Source organism: Paenibacillus sp. 102 (assembly GCF_039549175.1).
GTDB lineage: Bacteria > Bacillota > Bacilli > Bacillales > Bacillaceae_G > Bacillus_A.
Genome location: NZ_JBCGHT010000005.1, coordinates 50,286 through 63,339 on the forward strand (window position 1 = coordinate 50,286; position 13,054 = coordinate 63,339).

General features: G+C 35.7%; 14 protein-coding genes and 1 pseudogene. 10 read left to right on the forward strand and 5 right to left on the reverse strand.

From position 1 onward, the window contains the following. Positions 1-111 precede the first annotated feature (111 nt). On the forward strand, positions 112-603 hold the full coding sequence (locus AAIE21_RS14165; RefSeq protein WP_343267368.1) for a phosphatidylglycerophosphatase A family protein: 492 nt from the start codon (positions 112-114) through the stop codon (positions 601-603). Between the two features lie 380 nt (positions 604-983). Beyond that, a complete protein-coding gene (locus AAIE21_RS14170) occupies positions 984-1,259 on the forward strand; it encodes a stage V sporulation protein S (protein WP_343267369.1) in 276 nt (91 codons plus the stop codon). Positions 1,260-1,468: 209 nt separating this feature from the next. Here the strand turns inward: AAIE21_RS14170 and AAIE21_RS14175 are convergent, their stop codons facing one another. Next, positions 1,469-1,954, reverse strand: a complete 486-nt coding sequence (locus AAIE21_RS14175; protein ID WP_343267370.1) for a GNAT family N-acetyltransferase — start codon at positions 1,952-1,954, stop codon at positions 1,469-1,471. A gap of 165 nt (positions 1,955-2,119) precedes the next feature. Between AAIE21_RS14175 and AAIE21_RS14180 the strand changes: the two genes are divergently transcribed. From AAIE21_RS14180 to AAIE21_RS14215, 8 genes and pseudogenes are all read left to right on the forward strand, one after another. After that, positions 2,120-3,334 (forward strand): HpcH/HpaI aldolase/citrate lyase family protein, encoded by a 1,215-nt coding sequence (locus AAIE21_RS14180; RefSeq protein WP_343267371.1) that lies wholly within the window; start codon positions 2,120-2,122, stop codon positions 3,332-3,334. After that, entirely contained in the window at positions 3,261-4,640 is a 1,380-nt protein-coding gene (locus AAIE21_RS14185) for a phosphoribosyltransferase family protein (RefSeq protein ID WP_343267372.1), read from the forward strand. The genes AAIE21_RS14180 and AAIE21_RS14185 overlap by 74 nt, the downstream gene beginning before the upstream one ends. Then, on the forward strand, positions 4,637-5,755 hold the full coding sequence (locus AAIE21_RS14190) for a cysteine protease StiP family protein (RefSeq protein ID WP_343267373.1): 1,119 nt from the start codon (positions 4,637-4,639) through the stop codon (positions 5,753-5,755). The genes AAIE21_RS14185 and AAIE21_RS14190 overlap by 4 nt, the downstream gene beginning before the upstream one ends. Beyond that, positions 5,752-6,564 (forward strand): HAD family hydrolase, encoded by an 813-nt coding sequence (locus AAIE21_RS14195; RefSeq protein WP_343267374.1) that lies wholly within the window; start codon positions 5,752-5,754, stop codon positions 6,562-6,564. Before AAIE21_RS14190 ends, AAIE21_RS14195 begins: the two co-directional genes overlap by 4 nt. 59 nt (positions 6,565-6,623) lie before the next feature. Next, positions 6,624-7,292 (forward strand): vWA domain-containing protein, encoded by a 669-nt coding sequence (locus AAIE21_RS14200; protein ID WP_343267375.1) that lies wholly within the window; start codon positions 6,624-6,626, stop codon positions 7,290-7,292. A 16-nt stretch (positions 7,293-7,308) separates the two neighbouring features. Then, positions 7,309-8,064: a helix-turn-helix domain-containing protein gene (locus AAIE21_RS14205; RefSeq protein ID WP_343267376.1), complete on the forward strand. Its 756-nt coding sequence runs from the start codon at positions 7,309-7,311 to the stop codon at positions 8,062-8,064. Positions 8,065-8,108: 44 nt separating this feature from the next. Then, a pseudogene (locus AAIE21_RS14210) lies at positions 8,109-8,156 on the forward strand (hypothetical protein); the annotation flags it as partial. A gap of 126 nt (positions 8,157-8,282) precedes the next feature. Further along, positions 8,283-8,591 (forward strand): hypothetical protein, encoded by a 309-nt coding sequence (locus AAIE21_RS14215; protein WP_343267567.1) that lies wholly within the window; start codon positions 8,283-8,285, stop codon positions 8,589-8,591. Positions 8,592-8,640: 49 nt separating this feature from the next. Here AAIE21_RS14215 and AAIE21_RS14220 read toward each other — a convergent pair whose 3' ends face one another. The 4 genes from AAIE21_RS14220 to AAIE21_RS14235 form a co-directional block, all read right to left on the reverse strand. Continuing rightward, positions 8,641-8,901 (reverse strand): response regulator transcription factor, encoded by a 261-nt coding sequence (locus AAIE21_RS14220; RefSeq protein ID WP_343267377.1) that lies wholly within the window; start codon positions 8,899-8,901, stop codon positions 8,641-8,643. Between the two features lie 24 nt (positions 8,902-8,925). Next, entirely contained in the window at positions 8,926-9,465 is a 540-nt protein-coding gene (locus tag AAIE21_RS14225; protein ID WP_343267378.1) for a hypothetical protein, read from the reverse strand. A 165-nt stretch (positions 9,466-9,630) separates the two neighbouring features. After that, positions 9,631-12,204: an ABC transporter permease gene (locus tag AAIE21_RS14230; RefSeq protein ID WP_343267379.1), complete on the reverse strand. Its 2,574-nt coding sequence runs from the start codon at positions 12,202-12,204 to the stop codon at positions 9,631-9,633. After that, positions 12,188-12,976, reverse strand: coding sequence for an ABC transporter ATP-binding protein (locus AAIE21_RS14235; protein ID WP_343267380.1), 789 nt, complete (start codon positions 12,974-12,976; stop codon positions 12,188-12,190). The genes AAIE21_RS14230 and AAIE21_RS14235 overlap by 17 nt, the downstream gene beginning before the upstream one ends. Between the last annotated feature and the right edge of the window lie 78 nt (positions 12,977-13,054).

Genomic DNA, 13,054 nt, shown 5'->3' on the forward strand with positions numbered 1-13,054 from the left:
CCACCTATGGTTTTTCTATATATATATGAGCTTGTGCTCGCCTTTCATTCCTATGCACATGATAAAGCACCAAAACGTATACAAATAATAAAAAGAAAAAAAGGTGATAACATGAAAAAATCAAATCAACTACAAGAAAGAGCATTACAACTACTACAAGAACGCGGTGTAACAATCGATGATATTGCGGAGCTTGTTCATTTTCTTCAAAAGAAATACCATTCAAAATTAGAGATGTCAGAATGTCGCTATAATGTAGAACGTGTACTATCAAAACGCGAAGTACAAAACGCTGTTATTACAGGTATAGAATTGGATGTCCTTGCTGAAAAAGGAATGTTAAGTAAACCATTACAAGATATCGTAAAACGCGATGAAGGTTTGTACGGAATTGATGAAGTCATCGCCCTTTCTATCGTTAACGTATATGGCTCAATCGGTTTCACAAACTTTGGATATATCGATAAATTAAAACCAGGTATTTTAGAACACTTAAATGATAAATCATCTGGAAAAGTGCATACATTCCTTGATGATATTGTTGGCGGTATTGCCGCTGCCGCTTCTAGTCGTCTGGCACATCGTGCGGAGCATGCGGATTGAACTATACCCCCACCTACCTCTACAAAGAGCTTGAGGTGGGGGATTCTCCTGTCTCTGTTCTCACAAAAACAGTTCTTCTCGATAAAGTAAAACAATAGTCGGCATAATTTTACGTAATACCTCCAGTTGAAAATGTTATTGAAAGCATAACGGACCATGTAAAAAATCATGGTCCGTTATGTTTTTCTGTCTCTTCAAGGTTTTTTCATAAACTTATCATTTTTTTATTTACACGAATAAACAGGAATAGCCTAAAAAGTAGCGAATGAATAAGCTTAACGGTTCTGTTTGATTGGGATCTGAATATTAGTTAAAGATATGCGAATTACATTCCTTTCAGTAATAAAAAAAATGATTCAATAACAGGAGGAGCAACTTATATGGATAATATTTTAAAAGTATCATCAAAATCCAATCCCAATTCAGTTGCAGGTGCTATTGCCGGTGTATTAAGAGAAAAAGGTAATACAGAAATCCAAGTAGTTGGAGCTGGTGCTTTAAATCAGGCAGTTAAAGCCATTGCTATTGCAAGGGGATTCGTAGCTCCTAGTGGCATTGACCTTGTTCTCATTCCAGCATTTACAGATATCACAATCAATAGCGAGAAAAGTACAGCAATCAAATTAATTGTCGGCCCTAGAAAAGTTCGCTCATAGAAAAATAGTAGATTTCCATTTAAACTATCCATATAAGAATTATTCATAAACATTGTCCCAAGATTACATTCTTTTTTGAACTACTAGATGCCGCTCGTTGAATAAGATATATGAAAAGACCGATAAAAATTGGTCTTTTTCTTTTTGGAACAATCCATACAAATTTTAACTTTCAATCACATAATGATTCCTATTTTTCATATGATTCTTCACTTCCCCTTTTCTCTACAAGAATATGTCATTAGAATAAATTCTCTTCCTCGGCTGGAAAAAGTAGTTTCTACTGTAAAACCTACCTGTCGATATAACGCAATGGCACGTTTGTTAAAGGCCGCTACACTTAAACGAATCTGCTTCGGTTGCATTTTCTCTTTTGCCAAGTTCATTCCAGCTTGAAAGAAACTTCTTCCCATCCCTTTCCCTGTTAGCTCTGGTTTCATTCCAAGCCCAATATCTAAGATGTCTTCCCCTATGTATAACTTTGCATCTCTGCCCCCAGGCACCTGTGCATTTCCCCCGAAACAAAAGTATCCAATTAATTCCCCATGATCATTACAGCAGCCATAATATGTGCCATCTAACAGTTCCTCTATTATTTCTTCACTTCCTGAAAAGCTATATAACGTATATATCCCCTCATACTTCCATGTATTGATTTCTTTCGCTTCTAATTCTGTTAGCTTGTGTATATTCATTTTTCTTCTTCCTTTCTAAAAACTCCCTACTAACAAGGTTCTACATGAATCCTAAAACTCACCTTCTATTTTTGAAAAGTTTGTAAATTTTTAAAATACAAAATTGGAAAACTTTTGCTATCGTGTTACGATTGAAGTAATTATTCTAAATAAGGTGGTGACAACATGCAGCATTTTTCCTATCTATCCCTTGAAGAAAAGCAAAACCTTTTCTTCCAAGAACCCATTACATTTTCAAAGGATACCGCAAAAGCCCAACTAGCTTACGCATTAGGCGCGACTCTATATACACCTGGAACTAAGAGAACCATTGCAGATGACATCGTTAGAAAAAAGCATAAAGGTATAACATCGATTGTACTTTGTTTAGAGGATTCCATTAGTGATGAAGAAGTGAAATTTGCCGAACAAAACATCGTCATACAAATGCAACTACTGACTCATATGATTGATGTAAATAAATTTCTTCCATCAGACATACCCCTTCTCTTTATCCGGCTTCGTGAACCGAAACAAATGCACTCACTCATTCACGAACTAGGCAACGCCGTTCATTGTATAAGCGGTTTTGTCTTTCCAAAGTTCACACTTGCTAACGGAATGTCTTATATCGATGAACTAAGACATATAAACGAACAATATTCACTTTCACTTTACGGGATGCCTATTTTAGAGTCTCCTGAAATTATTTATAAAGAAACTCGTATTGATACGTTACTAGCAATTAAAGAAATCTTAGATTCTTACCGTGATTTTATTTTAAATGTCCGAATTGGTGCGACCGATTTTTCAGGTCTATTCGGCATTCGCCGTAACAAAGATACAACGATCTATGACATTTCAATTATTCGTGATTGTATTTCTGATATTATCAATATTTTTTCCAGGTCAGCAGGTGAATATGTTATATCTGGACCGGTGTGGGAGTACTTCGGAAACACTCAGCGTGTACTCAAACCACAGCTCCGGCAAACACCATTTCGTGAATCATTCGGAAACGCTGGGCTTACAATGCGTGAGGACATGCTTCATCGCTATGAGGATGGCTTGATTCATGAAGTCTTGCTCGATCAAGCAAATGGACTGATTGGAAAAACAGTCATTCATCCTTCCCACATTAAACTCGTACAAGCCTTGCATGTTGTAACATTAGAAGATTATTTAGATGCAAAAGCGATTTTTGAAGCTGCTCGGACGTATAACGGCGTAATGAAAAGCAACTATTCTAACAAAATGAATGAAGTGAAGCCGCATTATAATTGGGCGCATAAAACACTTCTGAAATCTAATATTTACGGGGTGCTACATGAACAACAAACTTTCATCGATCTCCTTACCGAAAAATCAAAGCAAAACGTACACGTACCACATTTTAAATAAAATAACAGTTCACCTAGACATACTTCACAATCCATATTTATTATCACCAAACCAGCTATTTCAAATGGCCGCAAGAATAAATAAAAAACGTGGTTTTTTATTTGTGAGCACCATTTTAGGGAAACACCTTCCCATTCTACCTGCTGTCTCATTAGCCGGCGGATGCGCTCTTGCTGCAAGATATATGGAGATGCTACATCGTACAAATCATCCATATCAAAAAGAAATTCTTAATCTGATTTCTTCTAAAGATAGTACCAATAATGAGCTAGAGGCAATTCTTCAGTATCAATTCCCTCTAGAAAAAGAAGTCTTATTTATCGGGTTTGCTGAAACAGCTACGGCATTAGGACACGCTATGTTTCAATGTTTTCAAAATGCAAAATATGTTCATACAACAAGGGAGACGATTTCCCAAATCGATTCTGTCATTACATTTGAAGAAGAACATTCTCATGCAACATCTCATCGTTGCTATGTGGACAAAAGCTATTTTCAAAATGAACAGCCTATCGTCCTTGTGGATGACGAAATGACAACAGGAAAAACCGTGCTGAATATCATCAGATCCATTCAGGAAAAGTTTCCAAGAAAAGAATATATTGTTGCTTCTTTATTAGATTGGCGCTCAGATGCACATCGAAAGCAATTTACAGAGCTCGAGCAAGAACTTGATATTACGATTCATGTGATTTCTCTATTAAGTGGTTCAATTGACGTAATCGGTAGTCCTATTGCTACTTCCACTTCACATGGTGAAATGATTGATAAATCAATAGAACCCAAGATAGAAAAACATATACTTCCATGCCCTACTTTACCGTATACATCTCCCTGGCATGATGTCAGCTACATAAACTACACAGGGCGCTTTGGCATTTCATCTGATGATCAAAAGCATATTCACTCCTTTGCTAGAAAGGTTGGTCATGATTTAAAGAAAAAAAGAAAAGGTCAACAGACACTATGCCTAGGAACCGGTGAATTTATGTATATTCCAATGCGGATTGCTGCTGAAATGGGGAGGAACATTTCCTATCAATCAACAACTCGAAGTCCAATTCACCCTTACGCAGGTGATATACACTACGCTATTCATAGTCGTTTTTCCTATGAAAGCCCTGAAAATAACGCAGTTACAAATTATTTTTATAATATCCAGCCTGGGGACTATGATGAAGTCTTTCTTTTTATAGAGCGTGATTTACAGGAAGATGCTTTCCATCCCCTTCTTACACAATTACAAACAGTCATTCCGCTCATTCATATCGTTAGCATAGTAGAAAGCGAGGGTGAAGAAATATGACCAGAGCCAAAACATTACAACTTATCGGTAGTTATGCGAAAGAAGATGCTATTTTTCTATTAAAAGATATTAGTGATGTCATAGAAGAAAGTACAACAGAAGATAGAGAACAAGCCATTCAATCAGGCACACACTACTCTGAAATGCTTCCGATTGAATATAAGCCAACTAAAGCTTATATGGACTTATTTTTTGCTTCACTCACGCAATACAAACGTAAGCTAGCCGTTGCTATCGGCGTAGTAGCTGAGCAAATTATAAAGACGAAAGGAAAGAATCTTGTACTCGTCTCCCTAGCAAGAGCCGGTACACCCATTGGCGTTTTAATAAAACGATATATTCGTTATCAATATCATCTCGATTTACCGCATTATTGTATTTCTATTATTCGTGGACGTGGTATTGACGAAAATGCTCTTCATTATATTTTGCAGCAGCATCCAAATCAAACGATTCAGTTCATTGATGGTTGGACCGGAAAAGGTGCTATAAAAAAAGAACTGCGCCAAGCTGTACATACATTTAACGAAAAGAACCATGAATATATTTCGGACTGCATGGCAGTGCTCGCTGATCCAGGTTATTGTACTTCTATATATGGAACGCGAGAAGATTTTCTCATTCCAAGCGCTTGTTTAAACGCGACCGTATCAGGATTAATTAGTCGTACGGTTTTAAATGAAACATATATTGGCCCAAATGATTTTCACGGCGCCAAATATTATAGAGAACTTGAAACAGAAGATTTATCTAATTTCTTTATTGAAGAAATCGCAGCGTTATTCCCTTCTATTAGCGCTGATGTAACAAAGCAACTAGAGCACGTTATCGCTACCTATACAGAGCCATCTTGGCAAGGGATGCAAGACATCACCTCTATTCAAAAGCATTTTGGAATAGACGATATAAATTTAGTGAAGCCAGGGGTTGGAGAAACAACACGTGTTTTACTAAGACGGATGCCATGGAAAATTTTAATTCAGAGCGAAAACAATCCAGACTTAAAACACATTTTACTTCTAGCAAAAGAAAAAAATGTTCCAGTAGAGCTCTATAAAGATATGACGTATTCGTGCTGCGGACTAATCAAACCTCTCGGGAGGAAACATTCATGATTTTTGCAAGTGATCTAGACCAAACACTCATTTATTCTCGCAAATCTTTTCGCACCAGTATAGAAGATGAACAGATTCAACTTATCGAGACGTTAGACGGTAAAGAGATCTCTTTTATTACACACAAAACCATCTCTTTATTAAAAGAACTACAATTACAAGCACAATTCATCCCAGTTACAACACGAACAATTGAACAGTTTCAGCGCATCACACTATTTCAAACAGAAGTCATTCCAGAATATGCGATTACAAGCAACGGAGGCAATATCCTTCATAACGGTAAATTAGATGCCACTTGGAAAAACATACAAACGGAGCGCTTAGCAGCATGCATGGAAAAAGAAGATGTTCTAACAGAATTTCAAAATATTTCTCATGAAGAATGGATCATTTCACAAAAAACAGCTGATGATTTATTTCACTACTGCATCATTAAGCGTGACAATATTCCATACGACGAATTACATTCATTCACAACTTGGCTCGATAAACAAGGATGGGCTCATTCATTGCAAGGCAGAAAATTATATTTTGTGCCAAAACCTGTGAACAAATGGGATGCCGTTCAGTATGTACAAGAAAAACTGCAAGTAAAAACCGTAATTACTGCTGGAGATTCCTTACTTGATTTATGTATGTTAGAAAGGGCGAATCATGCAATTGCCCCTCTTCACGGTGAACTTGAAACAAAACAAAAAAGTTTATTACCTCACATCGAAAAAACAAATGAAATTGGTATATATGCAGCGGAGGAAATTGTGGATAAAGCACTCCGAATGATCCATAATTCTCTTCCTACTGCGTAATCTATACATACTTCAAGAGCCGACATCTTTGTTACATAATAAAAAAGGAGCGATTATACTTGAGTACAATTACTTTAAGAAAAGAAGCAGTACGCGTTGTATTAGAGAAAAAGAAATTAACAGGCGTTGTCGCAAAAGTTGCGCTCGTATTAGACATTTCTGGGTCTATGCGAACACTTTATCAAAACGGTACTGTCCAAGAAGTTGTCGAACGTGTTCTTGCTGTAGCAAGCCAATTTGATGATGATGGTTCACTAGATATTTGGGTATATGATAATGAATTTTCAAGGTTACCATCTGTTACCGAGAAAGACTTTGCTAATTACGTAGAAAATCATATTTTAAATAATAACTCCATTCATAAATTTGGCCGAAATGATGAACCACAAGTAATGGAAGATATCATAAAAAAATATACAATTGAAGAAAAAAGCGAAGAGCCTGCCTTTGTTATTTTCATTAACGATGGGGGCTGTAAAAAAGGCATTCAAAAACCGGTTGTATTCTCTTCTAACCAACCGATTTTTTGGCAGTTTGTTGGGATTGGAAATGGCAAATTCGACGTTCTTAGAAAGCTCGATGAAATGGAAGGGCGTTTCATTGATAACGCAAACTTCTTCTACATTCGCGATATCGAAAAAACAACAGATGAAACGTTGTATAACAATTTATTGAATGAACTTCCAGCGTGGATAAAAGAAGCGAAGGAAAAACGAATTTTACGCTAATATAGAAGGTGTTACTTTGAAAATAGGAGAAAAGATACGTCAAATCCGGATACACCGGGAAATGACACAAGGTGAATTAATAGATGGAATTTGTTCCATCCCATATTTAAGTCGTGTTGAAAATGGAACAGCCAAACCTTCTCGTTCTTTTTTAGAGAGGGTTTCGGCAAAACTGAATATTAATGTGGATCATCTCACGAAGCAAAGTAAAACTGACTTCGAAGCAGATATACTAGCAATTACGATAAACTATAAAGAGAATAACAAATTAACAGAAAGCGAAATTTCCCTTTTAGAATTACATACTCGTGAAATGCATCCACTCCCAATTCTTTTAAAAATTTTTGGCGTACTACTTCACTATTATGTTTGTACTGATGCATCAAAGAAAGCGAATTCCATTTATCAACAATCAATAAATTTAATATCTAATCAGCCAAATCAATTGTTTGCTGAAGACTTTTCCTATTATTACATAGCATGTGGTAATTACTTTTATATGAAACAAGATTTTATCAAAACAAATGAATACTATGAACAAGCAAATCAATTATTGACCTCTGAAGAGAACTTACAGCGTGCTCACCTATACTATAATCTAAGCTTAGTTAAACAACGTCTCATTAAAGATCAAAGTGTTAGCCGGAAGTATTCAAAAAAAGCATATGAACTATTTAACAAATTAAACAACAAAATTCCGATGACAGATGCACTTATTACAATTGCTGTACAATATCATCTCGATGAAAGATACGAAGAATCCTTGCAATAGAACGATATGTAAAAGAACTTCAGAATCCTGCTATGTATTTTGCAATGATTTATTACAATTACGGAAGGGTATATCAAGGATTAAAAAAATTCGATCAAGCAATTCAACATTTCAACCACTCCTTACAAATAAATGCATCACTCGATCATCAAAAGGCAAACATCTACTCATTACGAAGTCTCATTGAAATTTACTTACACTTAAAAGAATGGGATCAAATGAATAAAGTAATGCTTGAAGCCATCAAAATCTTAGAAGCTTACGATATGCCTTCTGTGTACATCGAAATTCATGCATACAAAGCACAGCTCTATAAAATTCAAGGTGACTCTTATAGCTACGAGAAAGAAATGCAAAGAATTATTGATTTTGGAATAGCCAGCAGACAATATATACAGGTTAAAAAGCTAGCTACTGAATTAGGGGATCATTTTTATGAATTACGTGCTTATAAATTAGGAGCAAAATATTTTAAAACCGCCTTACAATGTGATCTTGATATAGAAGCTTTTCAAACTAGCTTCTAGAATGATAATTCCCCTCTTTGCATACAATCAAAGAGGGTGAAAATGATAATTAAAAAACAACACTCTTTTGTTTCACCCTCTGTGAACTCTCTTCCCTAGGAGCTATTTCTATCGTAATTAATCCATAGTAGTAGGCTCGAATTCCAATTTCTACACGATGATGAATTCTCCACTTTCCCTTAATAGAAGCGATTATCTCTCCTACTCTTCTTCGGCTAATATACAGCGTTTGAGCAATTTCTTTATCTTTCATTCCTTTTGAGACGAGAATGGCTACTTCTTTTTCTTTTGCACTTAACCTAACACTCATTTTTTCATTCTCCTTCCTCTACTGCTATCGATTTACAATCCATTGACATAAAAAAACGGGAGATAGATTGTTCTCATATAATAAACCGTCTTCCTTAACAGCAACTTCAAAATAACATGTTAACTCACCGTGTACATCCAAAAATCTCTTTATTCTTTTAATCATATACAAAAGCACTTTTTCTACCTCTTTATCTAATAACTGCTCAAGGCTACTACGCTGGATTGTATAGCCGATTGCTAATGTTGCATCCTCATTTTGAAGACGATCAACATCACAAATATACTTTAATTCATCGCAAACAAAGTTCATTGTATATATACCTGGAACATGAATATTTTGAACGGCTACAGGGTTAGAAATAATAAGAACGGGAACAACAGGAGAATTTGTTAAATCGATTTCTTTAAATGCTTCATACAACAACTGAGCCAAAATATTAATATGGATATTCAATACCTTTCCTTCACCTTTATTCTGTACTGAAAAAAGGTGTTCTGCAATAATACGCTGGTACAATTTAAATGTCTGTTCATTTTTAATGAATAATGCGGTATGAACCATGATTCGATTACCTCCACTTTCAATTCCTTACTATTACTTTATAATGCAAGGTTAGTTAATTTATAGTAGTTAAAAATATCGAAAAAATAGAAAGAATTCCTTATTATTTACTAAAAAAAGTTAACCATATTCAAAAGAAAAAGACCGTTATAAAAACGGCCCTCCTTACGCTGACAACTCTTTCAGCGTATCACTTAATTTAAAATTCCTTAACTGAAATGAAGCAATCATTGCTGCACTCGTTCCGAGTATAACGCTCGCTACTGCCAGTAATAGCACTTGATTATATGGGATTGTAATCACTGTTAATTCTAAACTTGATAATACAATATAACTGAAAATCACTCCGCCTCCAATCCCTATGATTCCAGCTATCGCACCAAGTAATGTACCTTCTAACCACACAATTCTTCGCATTTGCTTCGGAATCGCTCCTACGGCACGAATCATACTAATCTCAGCGCGTCTTTCATGTAAACTTGCAACAATTGCGTTCATTAAGCCAATGCCTGAAATAATAAAGATAATGACTACTAATAAACGAATTAACATAACCATTTGAGATAAGAGCTGTTCTTGTTCTTTTAACAAATCGGTACTATTTATAACCTCGACATTCTCTTTCCCATTTGTTATCTGTGTTACTTTCTTCTTAATTGTTTCAAAAGGCACCTTAGAATCCGTCATAATTTGAATCGATTCATAACCTTTTACACTGAACATATTTCGTGCCCATTCTTCATTTACAAAGACGTAAGACCCTCGAAGTCGTAAGTCTTTCTCTATAATAGAAACAACTCGAATTTGCTGTTTTTCTTTCTCTTTTCCCTGTACTTCGATTGTGTCCTGTAATTTGATCCCTAAATTTTTTGCTGTATCTTTTGTAATGACTCCTTCCCCATCTTTTAATGGCGTACTCAAGCTTTGGCCAGAAACAACTTTCATCTGTGTTACTTTTTGAAATGAAGTAATATTCGTACCTACAACTTCCATTGCTTCATAATCATACTTGTTTTTCCTCATAAACTCGTACCACTCTTGATTTGCCTTTTTAAAGTCATAATTTACGAGTTTTGATGTGAAGTCAGGGGCTGCTCCGACAATTTCTTTGACTCCTTCAACCTTTTGTATCTTTTCTAACCAATGCAACGGCAGACTTTCAATCCCTTGTGACTGCATTGGAACACGAATGACTAAATCTGCTGGTAAATTCTTTTGTAATCCTTGTTTCGTTCCTTCATACATCGCATTCACATACATCGTTCCAACTAGCGATAACATAAATCCAAATGCTAGAATCGCGACTGACACAGCTGCCTTTTTACGATAACGAATCACATTTCGCCCACTAATCGTTGTCTCAATACGAAATAGCATTTGAAATGGTTTTGCAATAACTGGCGTAATAACACGAATACATAACGGAATTGCAAACAACAAACCTACTGCAAATAACAGTGCCCCTATCGCACTTGGATTAAAACCAATATATTCTTCAGCAAACACACCACTTAAACCAATTCCAGCACCCACTATTAAAATAACGAGACTGAAAATGCTCCATTTCCGTTCTTTCTTTTGATTGCTCGGAATTCCTGGTCTTAATGCTTCAACAGGAGGAATTTTTCTTACCATAAATGCTGGTATAATCGCACCTACTACAGACATAACAATCCCTAATAAAAACGTAATGAGTAAAGCCTTACCTGAAATAGAAAATGATTCTCCCCCTGTACTTTCTACATTCATCCACTTGTTAATAACAGAAGCTGCGAGCTGATGTGTACTAGCACCTAAAACAACTCCTGCCAATGAACTAATCGCTCCAATACATAACGCCTCTAATAAAACAACAAGAATGACTTGGTTTGGATTACTACCAAGTGCACGTAATAACGCCCATTGTTTAAAACGGCTCCTTACAGATAAAAAGAAACTTCCCATAATTAAAAGTGCTACAACAAATAAAGCAATACCGCCTAAGCTAAAGATTAATGGCTTCATTACATTTAATCTTTCAAATGCTTTATCTACATATGTACGCTGATCTATTTTGATATTTTCCAATTTCTTATTGGCATCATTAGCAATCATTGTCTTTCCATTAACATCAGATATTTTCACTTGAACAAGGTTAAATTGGCCTTGTAAATTTAATTCCTTTTGCATCCAACTGATCGGAAAGTATGCGCTATGCCCCATTGCTGCCATCAATGGTGGATTCAAAATCCCTACAACTTTAACATTTTTTTCACCATGCGGAGGGAAAGGTAAATGAATCATATCTCTGACTTTTATATTTTCTCGATCTGTATACCCTTTTGTAAGTGCTACTTCCGCTCCTTCTTTCGGGTATCGCCCCTCTATAACTTTATAAGCATGCATATCTGGAGAACCTTGTTCAACGCCCCAATAAGACGGTTTGCCAGAAAGCTCTTTATGATTTGGTAATGGATAAGGTATAAGTACTTTTGTTATTTTCTCAGCATTTTCAAGACTATCCAGTTCTTTTAATTTCTCATTATTTAAGTACATATCATTTTTTATATAACCAAATTGCAAATTATAATCCCCGTAACGACTTACAACTTGCTCTTTAACACTTTGTTCTACAGATTGGTTCCCAAGTAGAAGCATCGTTGCTAACATAACACCTAGTGCAGCCCCAAGAGCGATTAACATGTTCCTTAGCCAATTCTGTCTAATAGACTTGGCCGCATATTTAATTATCCAAAACATCGCTCTTATCACCTACCTTAAAGTGCCGATTCATAATGTCTTGAATGTGTGTGACTTGCTGCGGAATATGACGGGATTTCCATCCTTTGCTTTCTACATGTTCATGAATGACTTCACCATCTAGTAAGAAAATAACTTTATCTGCATGAGCAGCTACAAATGGATCATGCGTTACAACAACTGCCGTTTGCCCTAATTCATCACAAGCATTACGAAGAGCCGCAATAATATTTTTGCTATTTTCAGAATCCAAAGCCCCTGTCGGTTCATCTGCTAATATAATCGCTGGTTCATTTGCAAACGCTCTTGCAATAGCAACTCTTTGCTGCTGACCGCCTGATAATTGCGATGGTAAATGTTTTTCCTTTCCTTTCAAACCAACAAGCTCTAATAATCGATTTGCCGTTATCGTCGCTTTCTTCTGTGATACATTATCCAATAATAATGGTAGTCCTACATTTTCCTCCGCATTAAATACAGGTATTAAATTAAATTGCTGAAAAATAAAACCGATTTGATGTCTTCGAAACAATGCTAGCTCTTTTTCTTTTAACGATGAAATTTCTGTGCCATCTACTCGAATGCTTCCCGTAGTCGGAATATCTAATCCTCCAAGCAACTGTAAAAGAGTTGTTTTCCCCGATCCACTTGCTCCCATAATACAAACGAAATCACCTTTTTGAATTTGAAGATTAATCCCCTTCAATACCTTTACTTTACTATTACCAATATCAAATGATTTTTCTAATCCTTCAATTTCAATAATATTCATCTTTTAACCCCTTCTTTTACATTTAATTATCTTCATATATGTTCTCCCACGAAACCAAACTTCCTATCATCCTATACT